Below are 15139 nucleotides of genomic sequence, written 5' to 3'. Positions count from 1 at the left end.
TCCTCAGCGCGTCAGTGGGTCGTGCTGGATGCGCTCGGCCGGAGCGCCTCGCTCGACCAGGGCCGCCTTGGTGGCGGTGACCATGTCCGGTCCACCGCAGATGAGGATCTGACGATCGCCCCAATTGCCGTACTTGGTCACCACTTCGGCCAGGGTGCCGGTCTGGCGCACGTGCAGGCCGCGCGGCGGCTGGACGCTCGGATACTGACCGGCCCACGGGGGATCGGTGCTGTACTCCGACACCGGGGTCACCGAAAGCCATGGGTTCGTCGAGGCGATGTGCCACAGCGTCTTCAGGTCGTACAGGTCGCACGGATAGCGACCGCCGAAGAACAGGTGCACGCGGGGATTCTCGCCGTGCAACGTCATGTCCATGATGATGTTGCGCAGCGGAGCCAGCCCGGTGCTGCCCGCCACCATCAGTACGTCTTCGCCGTCACGGTCGACGTGCAGTCCGCCGTGCGGGCTGGACAGGCGCCAGCGGTCCCCGATCTTGGTCTCGGCGACGATCGCGGTGCTCACCATGCCGCCGGGGACCGACCGGATGTGGAACTCGACGCCCCCCGAGCGGTCGGAGGGGACGGCCGGACTCAGGTAGCGCCACCGGCGCGGCCACTGCGGTACCTGCACGGTGACGTACTGGCCCGGGTGGTAGAACAGCGCCTCGTCGAGTTGGAGCCGGATCACCGACACGTCCCGGGTGACCCGGTGGTGCTCGATGACGGTGCCGTCGCAATAGGCAGGGGAGTCCTCGGCGTCGGCCGCCCCGCGCATCACCCCGATGATCAGGGCCACGGCGTCCTGGGTGGCCTCGGCCAGCCGGTCGTCCCATTCGGGCTCGAGGTGGCGGCGCAGCGCGTTGTAGAGCGCCTCCTGCATGGAGTCGTAATGACTCTGCGTCACACCGTATTTGCGGTGGTCTCTGCCGAGCTGAGCCAGGAACGCCACCGGCTCCTCGGCGCGCTGGTCGATCAACTCCCCGAACAGCCAGGTCAGGGCGCGGGCAAAGACGTCGCGCTGGCTGTCCATGTCGGGAGGGAACAGGTCGCGGGCCGATAGGTCGGTGGCGAACCACTGGGTGTAGAAGTGGCGGATCAGGGGTGCGGAGCCCTGCGCGGGGTCGACAGCGTTCTGGAGTGTCTCCAGTGCTTGACGGTCATCGAGTCCCACGACGTCGCATCATAGGCGCGGAACTTCCCGGCCGCCGCAAAGCGGCGCTGATCACCAGCATCAGCCCGACGATTGCCCAGCAACTGAGCACGATGATCGCGCTGTCGGCCCCGGCGCCGCCGAAGTATGCGGTCGATCGCAGCAGTGTGGCGGTGGCGCCCTGCGGCAACAGTTGGCCGAGCTGCCCCCAGCCGGCGGGCAGCATCTCGGGTGCGGCCGTCAGGCCCGACAGCGGGTTGCCCAGCAACAGGGCCAGCGCCGCGCCCACACCCAGGCCGACCTTGCCGAACAGCGAGCCCAGGCCGAGCATGAACAGGCCGGCCGCGGAGATGCCCAGTGTCAGGCCGGCGGCCACGCCCCAGAAGTTGGAGTCGATCGAGCCGAACACGTGCTGGAGCAGGGCCGCGACCGTGATGCCGGCGAGCGCGGCGAACACGACCGTGGCGATCAGGCGGGTCCACACTTCACGTCGCAACACCAGCGCCAGGGCGACTGCGGGCAGCATCCCGGCCAGGGTGATGGGCAGGGCGGAGGCGGCCAGTCCGGTCCCGCGCGGATCCCGGCTGGTGGGCGGGGCCAGGTCTTCGGTGTGCAGCGTCACGCCGGATTTCGCAGCGATGCCGTTCCCGAGCTGGGTGAGCAGTTGCGCGACGGCGGGGCTGCCTCCGGTGGCGGTCAGCAGCTTCGGGCCTTCCGGGCCGAAGGCCATGCCGCCGTAAACGTTTCGGTTGAGGATCGCCTCGCGCAGGGCGTCTTCGCCGGGGTAGTAGGTCACCGCGAAGGCGCCCGGGGCCTGTTGTTCGAGGCGCTCGGCGATCTGGCTGGTGGCGGCCTGGGGGCCTGCCGCGCCGATCGGGACGTCATGGGGCTTGGAGCGCGAGGCGGGAAGGGCGAACGCGATGGCGACGACGGCGATCGCGATGGTCAGCACGGCGACGATGCCCGCGGCACGCACGGCGGCGGGTGGTTCGTGATCGGGCGCGGCGTGGCGGACGGGTGTGGGGGCCTGGGTCGAGAGCATCTTTCCCTCTTTTCATCCGACGTTGAATTAATCGGTTGAAGTGAGGGTAACGCCGCCCGGGGTAGTTTTTCAACAGGCATTGAAATGATAATGTCGATGTATGGCTTCACCTGGGAAAACTTCGGCTCGGCGCGGCCGCCGTCAGGGTGATCCGGTGTCACGCGACGCTGTGCTGGCGGCCGCCAAACTGCGCTTTGCGGCCGAGGGCTATGAGAAGACGACGCTGCGGGGCATCGCTGCGGACGCTCATGTCGACGCGTCGATGGTGCTCTACCTGTTCGGGTCGAAGGCCGACCTGTTCCGTGAGTCGCTGCGGCTGATCCTGGACCCCGACGTGCTGGTCGCTGCCCTGGAAGGGCCGGCCGAGGAGATCGGCGAGCGCATGGTGCGCGTCTACCTGAAGATGTGGGAATCGCCGGACACGGCAGCCAGCATGCGGGTCATGCTGCAGTCGGCAACATCGAATTCCGATGCGCACGTGGCTTTTCGGACGTTCATGCAGGACTACGTGCTCGCCGCGGTGTCAGGCGTGCTCGGTGGCGGCGAGCAGGCGCGACTGCGGGCGATGCTCGCGGCGTCGAGCCTGGTCGGCACCGCGATGCTGCGCTATGTGATGGCCGTGCCGCCGCTGGCGACGCTCGACGGTGACGACGTCGTGCGATTGCTCGCGCCGACGGTGACCCGTTACCTCACCGCCGATGCGGCCGAGTTGGGGTTGCCTGAGTTGTAGCGGGCCGGTGACGAGCTCACTTGCCGAATGTCGCGCTTGCGGCCACCTTGGAGTATTGCCCGATGACCTGCCCGACCTCGACCGCATTCGCCGCTGCGTTGGCGGACATCATCGACATCCGTCCGGCAGCAAGAGGTACTGAGCCGGCGACAGCGCCGATCTCGATGGCCATTGCGACCGCCGGTCCTTGCGGACCGGAGAACTTCGCAATCATTGCGGGCAGGATCGCATAGCCGAGAACAGTCGCGCAGGTGCCGAGGAACGAGCGCGTCTGATCGATTTGGCTCGCTTGCTTACTCACGATTGCTTCCAAGGCCTTGTCGGCCTCCGCAATCGAGCGCGCGCGATCTTGCTGTTTTGTGTCTTGGCCTGTGTAGGCCCGCGAGGCGTCGCCTTGCCATCCGGAGGTCGGCTTCGCCGATTCCAGGGTGTCATGGACTTGGCCCAATTGTTCTGCGCCCTGCCCGAACCTGTCGCCAGTATCCGGACTGCCGATTCCGCAGGTGAGAGTCATACCTTGGATGCCCAACAGGCCGACGTTGATGATGGGAGTTGCGAAAGACTTGCCGAGAAACATCTGCACGATGCCAATCGCGTCGGAACCCAGCCCGAGCTTGTCCCCGGCATCGTCATGAGATTTCGTGGACCACAGAGTGTTGGCATTCCCGAGTTCGCCGGCGGTCTTGCTGTTGCCGAGGGTGTCGCTGACCTTTTCCGCGGCGCTCCAAAAGCTCATCTAAGTCTGTCCCTCCCTTTGCTGAGGTGAGCCTAACAGCGCGTCAATACGGTGACGCGCACCAATTTTCGGCCCCGACGTCCACTTACTGCGACCAACGAGAAAGCGGTGCCACCGACGTGAGGCGGTCGTACAGAAAGTGCGCAAACGCTGTGACCAACATCAGGGAGGATATGGGCGGGGAAGTGGGATGGCTGCAGTCGAGTCGGTAGTCGAATGTTGCCTTCGTGAGTTTGCGGGTGATGCTGGATTGGTTCGGCTGGCTACGCACCCGTCCGATCTCTGCACCGTTTGCGTCGTTGATGGCCGCGTCGAGTTCCAACGTGGTGAACGGCGGGATGTGGGTACGTATTTTGGTGCTGCCCAGGACTTGATGCTGATACTCGAGATTGACTGACATTCGGGCGGTCCGGAAGTAGCTCCAGTATGAACTCGTCTGACGAAGGCAGCCGGCTTCACGGCCTTCCGGGTCGTGAACCTCTACCCGGTGGCCGGTCAGGCCCACGGTCCCAGTGGATCGATTGAACTGCAATAGTTGGACGCCATTGGGCCGAACGACCTCGAATGCCAGGTTGCTCAGTTCCCGACCTACCAGCGGGAGTTCCCCTAGCGGCTTGATCAGCGCCAGCGCTTCCCCCTGCGTATTCGTCACCGAGCAGCGAAGGTCGGAGGGAGAACCGCTACCGACGGGTCGCAGGAACAGAGTCGGTTCTCCGAACGGGTAACCGGCCGCCGATAACGGCGGGGTGGGGCACGGTGTCAAGGTCACCGGCTGCGGCGGCGAACCAGCTGCCACGTGGGCTGTCCAGTACCGGCCGTCAAAGTACCGGATCTGCTGCACGTTCCACGGGTCGGTGAACCACCCCGCCTGCGCGGGCGGTGGCACGCTTTCGTTGATGGTCGCCCCTCGGTCAGTCTTCGCGCTCGGTGTGCCGTGCGATGAGCGCGAGGTCGGCCTCATGGGCCTGTTCCGGGGTAGCGAACGGCATGTTCGTCTCCACGAAGTCCCGTGCGTCACGGAGATCCATGCCCTGCTCGACGAGCATGTTCACCACGCCGACGTGCACGGCGGCCGTAGCTTTCTTGGCCGCCACGCCTGCCACGAACCGGATTTCTTCGGCGAGTTGGGATTCGGTCAAAGTGGTTACCTTTGGATCCAGATCGACCTGGGCGACAGACCCGCCGAGGTAGGCCGTCACGGAGACGGTGCCGGGTGGGTTGACCGCCTGGACCACGGGCACCGGGTCCTCGTCCGCGGCAGCCGCGTCGTCTTCGACCGCGTCGAAACCGTCGGCCCCATCGTCTTCGACTTCGGCGTTGGTGAAATCATCGACGCCATCGAGGCTGGTTCCGTGGTGGATGTCACCGATGGAGTTGTCCGACAGGGCATCGAGTCCCGACGCGTCATCTTCGGGTTGCGGTGGTGTGTCGAGGTCAAGCGCGTCCAAACCCGTGTCTTCGGAGTGGAAGAACTCATCGTCTGGATCGTGTGTGGTCACGTATCTGCAGTCCCGATTCTGGTCGACGGCCGGCGCGAGCCGAGACAATTGGCTTTGATTCGTACGTTACCGCTGACGAAGTTGCCGGCCGGTAGAGGCTCAGCGTGGATGCATCTCTTTACCGAGTTTGCCGGCCTCTTGCGTGTCGGATTGGTCGTAACGTGACGCTGCCATCCCCAGTCGGCTCGATAGGCTGGTCGACACGGAGTTCAAACCAGAGCAGGCAGCAGCACGTGCCGCTTCTGCAGCTGCGACGGCCGCGTTGGCCGCTGAGCAGACGACGCCGTGATTAACCATCATCGACGTGCTGACACCGTGAGATGCGGCGGCCGCCGCGAGAATTTGTTGTGCGGCGGTGTTCTGTCGCTCCGCAAGATCGAGCACGTGTGAGGTAATCACGCGCAGTTCGCCGGACATCTGCATCTCCTCGCGTACCTGGCCGTCGTCCTATCCGTGGGTGAGCCTAACGGGCGACTGGGGCTCACCTTTGCACCAATTTCGGTCGCGAGCAGCAACGCGGGCAGCCGAGGCGATGTCGTTGATCGCTCAACTGCCTTCGAACTGATTCTGCCCCAAGGTATCCACGAAGGTGGGGCCGCGGCGCTCGAGCTCACCGCGGTATTCGTCGGCCCAGGTGCCGAATGGCCGGTGCGCCAGATACTCATTGCGGAACCGGTCATCCTCGGAGACTTCGGAAATGCAGAAAGCGGGAATGGCGAGATCGACCACGGGACCGCCGCGCTCGACTTCGGAGAGCAATAGCGGTGCGTTCCGTCCCAGGAACTGGTCGATGATCCAGCCGTCCTCGCCCAGCCACATCGAATAGCGAACCTTCGCGACGACATGTTCGGATCGGCCGACGATCTGCGCCGCGATCAATGGATCGAGCTCGCGTTCGGCCTCATAGCGGGTGCCGCCGACGGCGGGGCCTTTGGCGGTCATGGTTCCCAGCGATTCCTCGCCCAATGCCGCCACCAACTCGGCGGGGGTGGCATTCAATTCGGCGGGTGCGGGCCCCTGTACCCGGACGCGCACCGCGTATCCGTCGGAGGCGAACAGATATGCCTGCACGATCAGAGCGGGCATCGGATCCGATGCCGCAACGGCGGGCAATTCGCGGACAAAGAACTTCCGCTCGAATTCGAAATCACCGAAACCGGATTCGGACATGCGCATACCGTAGCCCGGTCTGCGCCGAAAGCGTCGCCTATAGGGCGTGAATTCCCTTGTAGAGCACGAGAAGGCCGATCACGATCAGAATTCCCGCAACCAAGACTGCGTGGTTGCGTTCCATCCATTCCTTGAGCCGGGCCAGCGCGGGGTCCAGGCGCTCACCGGACACCGCATACGCGAGGATCGGCAGGGCCACCGTGGACCCCGCGGCCACCACGAAGTAGAGACCTGCCGCCCACACGCCGGGCTGACCGAGGCCCGCGCTGCCGATCGCCAAACCCGCTGCGATGCAGATGAACAGCACCTTGGGGTTCACCACGGTGAGCGCCAGGCCGGCGGCACCTGCCCGGCCCGGTGTGAGCTTGCTCAGGCTGGCCATCCACTTCGGGCTGTGCTCGGACTTCGCCCGGGTGAGAAAGCGGTACACGCCGAAGACGATCAGCGCGACGCCCACCACGATGCGCAACCACGACGCCCACGTGGGCGGCTCGTCGAGCCGGCCGAACAGCCCGGAGACGCCGACGAAGATCGCCGTCAGCGCGGCCAGGCCGACAAACCATCCGGCGAGGAAGGCCAGCCCGGCCGGGCGGGGGCGGGGTGTGTGCAGGACCAGCACCGCCGGAATGATGGACAGCGGCGAGAGCGCCACCACCAGTGCCAGCGGGATGAGTTCGGCAAAAACCGAGCCCCAGCTTTCCGTCATGTGCAGAACCTAGCAACGCTCACCAATGTCCGGCCGCGATGTCCTCAACTGCGTCGGCGGCATGTCCCGGTCCGCCCTGGGCGTGGATCTCGGCCCGGATGGTGTCCAGGGCGAGCCGGATCTGTTGATCGGTTGCGACGCCGAGTGCGGCGTCGCAGATCGCGTCCACGCCCGGCAGATGGTCCGGCAGGTGGCGGCCTGCGCCGATGGTCTCCAGGCGTGCAGCGTTGGCCGGTTGATCGACGGCCTGTGGAATCGCCACCATCGGCACGCCGAACCACAATCCCTCTGTGCACGAACCCATGCCCGCGTGGGTGATGAAACAGTCGGCGTGCCGCAGCACCGCCGGTTGCGGAACGGATTCACGCAGCTGAACCCAGTCGGGCACCACACCGACATCGGCGCGGCCTGCGGCCAGTACGAGCCGCCAGCCTGCCCGTCGAGCGCCTCGATCACGTTGCGGTACACGTCGGCTCGCCCGGTGTAGGCGGTGCCGAACGCCAGCAGGGCCAGCGGGCCGTCGCCGGCAGGCGGGCTCCAATCAACCGGATCCTCGCGCCGCGGGTCGATGCACGGTCCGACGAACCGGTAGCGATCGCCGACCCGTTCGGAGTTGCGTTGCATCACTCGCGGGATCAGTACCAGGCACCGCCGGGGTGCGCCGGTCACGTCGTCGAACGTCAATCCCGAGCAGGAATCGGTCAGCCAGTCGTCGAACGCCCGGCGGTATGCCAGGCCGCTGGGACTGCCGAGGATCGGGCCGAGGATCTCGGCCATGTCGTCGTGATAGCCGTCCCAGGCCACCTCGCTGGGCGACAACTGAGCCGCGGGCACGCCCCAGCGATCGGCGGCGACCGGGCCCGCCATGCCGCCGATGTCGTAGAGCACCAGGTCGGGCCGGTCGGCGTCGAGGGCGGCGTGGACCTGAGGCAGGACGTGGACGGCCTCGTCGAAGAACATCCGCATGCCGGCCACCGGGTCGGCTTCGGCGAAGGACTCGGGTGCCCCGGGCGCTCCCGGCAGTACCGAGGTGCAGGCGATGACGTCGGCTCCGGTCGGGGTGGCCAGGCCGGCCAGATGGCCTCCGACCAGGTAACTCACCCGATGGCCGCGGCGTATGAGCTCGGTGACCACGGCCAGATGCGGGTACATGTGGCTGGGGGCGGACGCGGCGACCACTGCGATGTGCACGTTGTCGAGTCTGCCCGGCAAAAATTTTTAAAGTTGAGCGGAACAGACTCAACCTTGACTACGTTGTACATCGCGACAAGCATTTTCCACGTAGCCGATTAGGCCGTGGACAGACATAGAAGGGGAGGTGTCGTGGACTCGTTCAACCCGACCACGAAGACCCAGGCGGCGCTGACCTCGGCGTTGCAGGCGGCCACCGCCGCAGGCAATCCACAGATCACACCCGCCCATTTGTTGATGGCGTTGCTGACGCAGAACGACGGTATCGCCGCACCACTGCTGGAGGCGGTCGGAGTCGAGCCCGCGACGATCCGTGCGGAGGCCGAGCGCATCATCGGCCGCCTGCCGAGCGCGAGCGGCTCGAGTTCGCAACCGCAGCTGTCGCCCGAGTCGATCACCGCGATCACCACGGCGCAGCACCTCGCGACCGAGATGGACGACGAGTATGTGTCCACCGAGCACCTGATGGTCGGCCTGGCCACCGGGAGCTCCGAGGTCGCCAAGCTTCTGACCAATCACGGCGCTTCGCCGCAGGCGCTGCGTGAGGCATTCGTGAAGGTGCGCGGCAGTGCCCGGGTGACCAGCGCGGACCCCGAGGGCAGCTACCAGGCGCTGGAGAAGTACTCCACCGACCTGACGGCTGCGGCGCGTGAGGGCAAGCTCGATCCGGTCATCGGCCGTGACACCGAGATCCGTCGTGTCGTACAGGTTCTGAGCCGCCGCACCAAGAACAACCCGGTGCTCATCGGCGAGCCCGGCGTCGGCAAGACCGCGATCGTCGAGGGCCTGGCCCAGCGCATCGTCGCCGGTGATGTGCCGGAAAGCCTGCGGGACAAGACCGTCATCAGCTTGGACCTCGGGTCCATGGTGGCCGGTGCCAAGTATCGCGGTGAGTTCGAGGAACGCCTCAAGGCTGTCCTCGACGACATCAAGAACTCGGCCGGTCAGGTCATCACGTTCATCGACGAGCTGCACACCATCGTGGGCGCCGGTGCCACCGGCGAGTCGGCGATGGACGCGGGCAACATGATCAAGCCCATGCTGGCCCGCGGTGAGCTGCGACTGGTCGGCGCCACCACCCTCGAGGAGTACCGCAAGTACATCGAGAAGGACGCCGCTCTGGAGCGTCGCTTCCAGCAGGTGCTGGTCGGCGAGCCGTCTGTCGAGGACACCGTCGGCATCCTGCGCGGGCTCAAGGATCGCTACGAGGTGCACCACGGCGTGCGCATCACCGACTCCGCGCTGGTCGCGGCGGCCACGTTGAGCGACCGCTACATCACCAGCCGGTTCCTGCCGGACAAGGCCATCGACCTGGTCGACGAGGCCGCTTCCCGGCTGCGCATGGAGATCGATTCCCGGCCCGTCGAGATCGACGAGGTCGAGCGGCTGGTCCGCCGCCTCGAGATCGAGGAGATGGCGCTGTCCAAAGAAGAGGACGACGCGTCGAAGGACCGGCTCGAGAAGCTGCGCGGTGAATTGGCCGACTACAAGGAGAAACTGGCCGAGCTGACGACCCGTTGGCAGAACGAGAAGGGCGCCATCGACGTCGTCCGCGAGTTCAAGGAGCAGCTGGACACGCTGCGCGGTGAGGCCGACCGAGCCGAACGCGACGGCGACCTCGCCAAGGCTGCCGAGCTGCGTTACGGACGCATCCCCGAGGTCGAGAAGAAGCTCGACGCCGCACTGCCCGTGGCCGAGGCTCGCGAAAACGTGATGCTCAAGGAGGAGGTCGGCCCCGACGACATAGCCGATGTGGTCGAGGCGTGGACCGGCATTCCCGCCGGCCGAATGCTCGAAGGCGAGACCGCCAAGCTACTGCGCATGGAGGAGGAGCTGGGCAAGCGCGTCATCGGCCAGAAGGCGGCGGTGACCGCGGTGTCGGATGCGGTGCGCCGCAGCCGGGCCGGGGTGGCCGACCCCAACCGGCCGACGGGTTCGTTCATGTTCCTGGGCCCGACCGGTGTCGGTAAGACCGAGCTCGCAAAAGCGTTGGCGGAGTTCCTGTTCGACGACGAGCGCGCGATGGTCCGCATCGACATGAGCGAGTACGGCGAGAAGCACTCGGTGGCTCGGCTGGTCGGTGCGCCTCCGGGGTACATCGGTTACGACCAGGGTGGTCAGCTGACCGAGGCCGTGCGGCGGCGTCCCTACACGGTGGTGCTGTTCGACGAGATCGAGAAGGCGCACCCGGACGTGTTCGACGTGCTGCTGCAGGTGCTCGACGAGGGCCGGTTGACCGACGGCCAGGGCCGGACGGTCGACTTCCGCAACACGATCCTGATCCTGACCTCCAACCTGGGTGCCGGTGGCACCGAGGAGCAGGTGATGGCCGCGGTGCGGGCGGCGTTCAAGCCGGAGTTCATCAACCGGCTCGACGACGTGATCCTGTTCGACGCGCTCAACCCCGAGGAGCTGGTGTCGATCGTTGATATCCAGCTGCAACAGCTGCAGAAGCGGCTGGCGCAGCGCCGGCTCACCCTCGAGGTGTCGCTGCCTGCCAAGACATGGTTGGCCGAGCGTGGTTTCGACCCGCTCTACGGTGCCCGCCCGTTGCGCCGCCTGGTGCAGCAGGCCATCGGTGACCAGTTGGCCAAGATGCTGCTGGCCGGCGAGGTGCACGACGGTGACGTCGTGCCGGTCAACGTCAGCGCGGACGGCGAAGGCCTGATCCTGGGCTGACCCGACCCGGCCGAAAGGCATTGGAACTGCCCATGCTCCACGGAGCATGGGCAGTTTCGTATGTGGAGGGTAAAGATGAACGCGTGATCCCCTCCATCACCACGGTCCCCGGCAAGCCCAATCTGCTCCTCGGCGCATACGATCTGGCCGACCTGGGGTTACACGCCGAGGAGTTTCTGGTCTCCGGCACCGCGCACTCGTATGCGCCGTCCGGCTCGGCGAACTACACGACGCGCATCGTGGTCCTGCGCCCGATCGACGCGGGCGAGTTCAATGGCGTCGCACTGGTCGAATGGCTCAACGTCAGCGGCGGGATCGACGCTCCCGCGGTGTGGTTCATGGCGCACCGCGAGATCGCGCGGGCGGGCTACGCGTATGTGGCGGTGTCGGCCCAATACGTCGGTGTGGAAGGCGGGGACAGTCTCGTGGGCGCCAACATGTCGCTGAAAGCGCAGGATCCCGAACGCTATTCGGCTCTGCATCATCCGGGCGACGCATTCGCCTACGACATCTTCACCCAGATCGGCCGCCTGGTGCGCGACGGCGAGATCGACGGTCTCGGGCCGGAAACCACCCTGGCCGTGGGGGAGTCGCAATCGGCGATGTTCCTGACCACGTACGTGAACGACATCGATCCCGTTGCGGAGGTCTTCGATGGCTTCCTGGTCCACTCAAGGTTCGGCCCGGCCGCCGCCCTGGACGGAGCCACCGCGCTCGATGCGTCGCATCCGGTCCCGTTTCGAGCTGATCCGCGGGTCCCGGTCCTGACCGTGCTCACCGAAACCGACGTGGTCGACGGCCGGCTTCCCGGGTACCACCGGGCCCGCCGTCCGGATGCTGCGCACTTTCGGGCGTGGGAGATTCCCGGAACCTCTCACGCCGACAATTACACCGTCCGTGTCGGTTTCATCGATGACGGATCGACGCCGCTGGACGACATCGTCGCGGCGTATGCGCCGACGGCTCACCTGATGGGGGTCGAGCTGTCGTACTACATCAATTTCGCCCCGCAACACCATTACGTGCTGCAGAGCGCGATCGCGACCCTCACCCGCTGGGTACGGGCCGACGAGGCGCCCGCGTCCATTCCTCCCCTGGAGCTGACGGGGACCGAACCGGCCGGTTTTGTCCTGGACGCGAACGGGATTGCCGTGGGCGGAGTCCGCACACCGTGGGTCGATGTCCCAATTGCCCGGACATCGGGTCTTGCCCCTGACGAGAGCCCGATGTCGTTTCTCTTCGGATCGGGTGAACCGTTCGACGCCGCCAAGCTCGGTGAGCTCTACCCGGGCGGCAGCACCGAATACCTGGACCGTTTCACCGCGGCCCTGGACCGAGCCATCGAGGCGGGATTCATCGTGGCCGCCGACCGCGCCGAGATTCTCCAGCTCGCGGCTGCGATGTTTCCCGCCGTCAGATGTTGAACCGGCCGGCGAATCCGCGCAACGGCACGTCGGCGCTTGTCAGCAGTCCCGGCGGGGCCTTGACCACGGAGGCGATGGCGTTGAGCGCGGGCAGCCCGGTCACCGTCATGCCGATCGAGGCGAACGAGTCCGGGTCGGACAGGTCCACACCGGGCTTGGGGAAGATCATGTGCTTGTTGTAGACGCACGGATCGCCCTTGATCTGGGTGATGTAGCAGCCCTTGATATCCCAACTCGGATCGGTGTGCGGGGTCATCTGCCATTCCAGATGGGTTTCGACGCGCGCCACACCGTCGACCATGCCCTGGTACTTGATGTAGTTGCCGCCGAGTGATCCCTTGGGCAGCGTGTACCAGCCCAGGTCGACGTCCTTGGTGCAGGCGCCGAGCTCGTAGCTGAACTTGACCTCGTCGAGTTCCAACCCGAAGCAGTCGGCCATCATCAGCACGCTGTCGGCGAAGACCCGGGTGTACTTCTCCAGCTTGCCCGGGATCGACGGATCGTCGACGGGCAGTCCATAGCCGACCTCGATCCAGGTGTCCTTGCTGTGATGGCATGACACGTCGACGGATTCGATGGTGGTGACGTTCTCGATCTCGGCGACATCGGCCGAGCACACCACCCCGAGGATCTGGTTGACGCCGGGATTCATGCCGGTGCCGTAGAACGTCGACCCACCCGTGGCGCACGCCTCGGCCAGCAGCTGCGACACCGGCTTGCCGGAGGGGTGCGGGTGGTTGGTGTCGCGGTGCCAGCCGGTGATCCAGTCGGCGGTGGTGACGATATTGATCCCGGCCTCAAGGACTTTCACGTAGAGGTCCTCATCCGGAAAGACACCGTGGAACGTCAATACGTCCGGCTTGGCTGCGATGATCTCGTCGATCGAGCCGGTGGCCGTCACCCCGATCGGATCGATACCGGCGATCGCACCCGCATCCCGACCCACTTTTTCCGTTGTGTAGCAATGTAATCCGATGAGTTCGAGGTCGGGTCGCTTGCCGATACGTTTGATCATCTCGGTGCCGACGTTGCCGGTCGCCACCTGGAACACGCGGATCTTCTCGGTCATATGGTGTCTGCCTTCCTTATAAGCGCGAGATCTGCGGCACTACCGCCCAGACCGTCCGGATAGAACTGCATGGCCCACTTGCGAATAGCCGTGAAGCCCTCGTATTCGGCGGTGGCCAGTGCCGGAGGGTCGGAGTAGCGCTGGTGTGACCAGATGTGGATGTCCTGGGTGAATTGCCGGATCACCTCGTCACCGAACTCGGTGGCGCGCTCGGCGGCCCGGGGAGTGTCCTTGCCGGGGGTCCGGCCGATGTAGACCATGAACCGTACGTCGGACGTGGACTCGTCGACGGGTGTGACCGCCGAGATGGTGCGGTTGTCGATCATTCCCCAGCTCTTGGTCACCGCGATGCCCAGTCCGCCGTTGATCGCCTCGACACCGCTTTTCACATCGTCGATCGACTGTTGGTCGTCGCCCTCGAACGTGATGGTGAAGTCGACGTAGGAGATCGGTGCGGCGAAATCGTGGCGGGTGAACACCGGCACGATCGGGGTCTGGTGCACGTACTTGAAGTGAGCGAAGTCGACGCCGTTCTCCAGCACGTACTGCGGATGCAGCTCGAGCCCTTCGCGGAACAAGCGCTGCTGCGGGTAGTAGTCGGCGGCGCTGCTGCCGTCGGCGAAGGACGCGAACACATCCGGTGCGTCGAAGAACGGCTCACGTCCGTCGCTGTCGTGCCAGATGTAGATGGCCTCGTTGCGTTCGGCGACCGGGTAGGTACGCATCCGGCGGCCGCGATTGGGCCGATCCTGGTACGGGATGCAGACATTGCGGCCCTCGGTGTTCCACTGCCAGCCGTGGAACGGGCACTGAATGACCTCGCCGACGACCTGGCCGCCGAATCCCAGGTGGGCGCCGAGGTGCTCGCAGTAGGCGTTCATCACGGTCACCTGTCCGGACTCCGAACGCCACGCGACCATCTCCTCGCCGAAGTACTTCATGGCGTGTACAGCCCCGACCCCGACCTGGTCCGACCAGGCGACTTGGAACCATCCTGTCGGTTTCATCGACAACGGTGGTTTTGCCATGAGCGAATCGTAGGGGGCTCTGTGAAAGTTTGGAAGAGGGTTCTGTGAAATTGGGGTAGTCTCCGGAGATGACCGAGGTGAGCGCGCGCCGCACCAACCGGCGCGGCGAAGCCACCCGGGAGAGCATGCTGGAGGCTGCGCGCAAGGCCCTGGCCACCGGGGACCCGGGAGCGGTATCGGCCAACCGGATCGCCAAGGAGATCGGCGCCACCTGGGGGGCTGTGAAATACCAGTTCGGCGACATCGACGGATTCTGGGCGGCGGTCCTCCACCGCACCGCTGAGCGTCGTGCCGGCATGTTCAGCCACCACGACAGCCGTGCGCCGCTGAAACAACGCGTCGCCGCCATCATCGACCTGCTCTATGACGGGCTGACGATCGGTGACTCGCGGGCGATCGAGAATCTGCGCGCCGCGCTGCCGCGGGACCCAGCAGAACTGGAGCGGCTCTATCCGAAGACGGCGGCCGAGCTCGCGTCCTGGGGGCAGGGCTGGCTGCAGACCTGTCAGCAGGCGTTCGCCGACCTCGACGTCGACCCCGAGCGGGTACGCGAAGTTGCCGCGTTCATCCCCGGCGCGATGCGTGGCATCGCCTCGGAGCGGCAACTCGGCAGCTTCATCGACCTCGATGTGGCCCGGCGCGGGCTCACGAACGCAATCGTCTTGTACCTCGAAGAGTCCCGGTTGCGGCCTTCTGATCACCAGTAACCGGGTTGT

Annotated in this window: 15 protein-coding genes; 4 read left to right on the top strand and 11 right to left on the bottom strand. The window is 65.8% G+C overall.

Annotation, left to right across the window (positions count from 1 at the left end; translation table 11 throughout):
* Positions 1–3 precede the first annotated feature (3 nt).
* Together ACNQR1_RS33350 and ACNQR1_RS33345 are read right to left on the bottom strand one after the other, a co-directional pair.
* Positions 4–1170 carry an FAD-binding oxidoreductase gene (locus tag ACNQR1_RS33350; RefSeq protein WP_418049781.1) on the bottom strand — a complete coding sequence of 389 codons (1167 nt, stop codon included), beginning with the start codon at positions 1168–1170 and terminating at the stop codon, positions 4–6.
* A complete protein-coding gene (locus tag ACNQR1_RS33345) occupies positions 1157–2191 on the bottom strand; it encodes an ABC transporter permease (RefSeq protein WP_418049780.1) in 1035 nt (344 codons plus the stop codon). Before ACNQR1_RS33345 ends, ACNQR1_RS33350 begins: the two co-directional genes overlap by 14 nt.
* A gap of 100 nt (positions 2192–2291) precedes the next feature.
* Here ACNQR1_RS33345 and ACNQR1_RS33340 point away from each other — a divergent pair, with 100 nt between their 5' ends.
* Positions 2292–2921 (top strand): TetR family transcriptional regulator, encoded by a 630-nt coding sequence (locus tag ACNQR1_RS33340; RefSeq protein WP_418049779.1) that lies wholly within the window; start codon positions 2292–2294, stop codon positions 2919–2921.
* A gap of 16 nt (positions 2922–2937) precedes the next feature.
* Here ACNQR1_RS33340 and ACNQR1_RS33335 read toward each other — a convergent pair whose 3' ends face one another.
* From ACNQR1_RS33335 to ACNQR1_RS33305, 7 genes are all read right to left on the bottom strand, one after another.
* Complete coding sequence (locus ACNQR1_RS33335) at positions 2938–3657, bottom strand: EspA/EspE family type VII secretion system effector (RefSeq protein WP_418049778.1); 720 nt, start codon at positions 3655–3657, stop codon at positions 2938–2940.
* A gap of 85 nt (positions 3658–3742) precedes the next feature.
* Positions 3743–4543, bottom strand: a complete 801-nt coding sequence (locus ACNQR1_RS33330) for a DUF2510 domain-containing protein (RefSeq protein ID WP_418049777.1) — start codon at positions 4541–4543, stop codon at positions 3743–3745.
* A gap of 25 nt (positions 4544–4568) precedes the next feature.
* Positions 4569–5156: a hypothetical protein gene (locus ACNQR1_RS33325; protein ID WP_418049776.1), complete on the bottom strand. Its 588-nt coding sequence runs from the start codon at positions 5154–5156 to the stop codon at positions 4569–4571.
* Between the two features lie 99 nt (positions 5157–5255).
* Positions 5256–5573 carry an ESX-1 secretion-associated protein gene (locus tag ACNQR1_RS33320; protein ID WP_418049775.1) on the bottom strand — a complete coding sequence of 106 codons (318 nt, stop codon included), beginning with the start codon at positions 5571–5573 and terminating at the stop codon, positions 5256–5258.
* A gap of 129 nt (positions 5574–5702) precedes the next feature.
* Positions 5703–6326 (bottom strand): hypothetical protein, encoded by a 624-nt coding sequence (locus ACNQR1_RS33315; protein ID WP_418049774.1) that lies wholly within the window; start codon positions 6324–6326, stop codon positions 5703–5705.
* 37 nt (positions 6327–6363) lie between these two features.
* Positions 6364–7032: a GAP family protein gene (locus ACNQR1_RS33310; protein ID WP_418049773.1), complete on the bottom strand. Its 669-nt coding sequence runs from the start codon at positions 7030–7032 to the stop codon at positions 6364–6366.
* A 19-nt stretch (positions 7033–7051) separates the two neighbouring features.
* Positions 7052–7420: a nucleotide disphospho-sugar-binding domain-containing protein gene (locus ACNQR1_RS33305; RefSeq protein ID WP_418049772.1), complete on the bottom strand. Its 369-nt coding sequence runs from the start codon at positions 7418–7420 to the stop codon at positions 7052–7054.
* A gap of 935 nt (positions 7421–8355) precedes the next feature.
* Here ACNQR1_RS33305 and clpB point away from each other — a divergent pair.
* Both clpB and ACNQR1_RS33295 read left to right on the top strand, forming a co-directional pair.
* Positions 8356–10902, top strand: a complete 2547-nt coding sequence (clpB, locus tag ACNQR1_RS33300) for an ATP-dependent chaperone ClpB (protein WP_418049771.1) — start codon at positions 8356–8358, stop codon at positions 10900–10902.
* An 86-nt stretch (positions 10903–10988) separates the two neighbouring features.
* On the top strand, positions 10989–12326 hold the full coding sequence (locus ACNQR1_RS33295) for an alpha/beta hydrolase domain-containing protein (protein ID WP_418050600.1): 1338 nt from the start codon (positions 10989–10991) through the stop codon (positions 12324–12326).
* Here ACNQR1_RS33295 and ACNQR1_RS33290 read toward each other — a convergent pair.
* Together ACNQR1_RS33290 and ACNQR1_RS33285 are read right to left on the bottom strand one after the other, a co-directional pair.
* Positions 12316–13395 carry a dihydrodipicolinate reductase gene (locus tag ACNQR1_RS33290; protein WP_418049770.1) on the bottom strand — a complete coding sequence of 360 codons (1080 nt, stop codon included), beginning with the start codon at positions 13393–13395 and terminating at the stop codon, positions 12316–12318. The genes ACNQR1_RS33295 and ACNQR1_RS33290 overlap by 11 nt on opposite strands.
* Positions 13392–14423 (bottom strand): Rieske 2Fe-2S domain-containing protein, encoded by a 1032-nt coding sequence (locus tag ACNQR1_RS33285; RefSeq protein ID WP_418049769.1) that lies wholly within the window; start codon positions 14421–14423, stop codon positions 13392–13394. The genes ACNQR1_RS33290 and ACNQR1_RS33285 overlap by 4 nt, the downstream gene beginning before the upstream one ends.
* Before the next feature lie 68 nt (positions 14424–14491).
* Here ACNQR1_RS33285 and ACNQR1_RS33280 point away from each other — a divergent pair, with 68 nt between their 5' ends.
* A complete protein-coding gene (locus tag ACNQR1_RS33280) occupies positions 14492–15130 on the top strand; it encodes a TetR/AcrR family transcriptional regulator (protein WP_418049768.1) in 639 nt (212 codons plus the stop codon).
* The last annotated feature ends 9 nt before the right edge of the window (positions 15131–15139 follow it).

Origin of the sequence: Mycobacterium sp. 48b (assembly GCF_048282725.1) — a bacterium.
In the GTDB taxonomy this organism is placed as follows: domain Bacteria; phylum Actinomycetota; class Actinomycetes; order Mycobacteriales; family Mycobacteriaceae; genus Mycobacterium.
The sequence above is the reverse complement of the archived record's forward strand: the minus strand, read 5'-3'. Positions and strand labels throughout refer to the sequence as shown.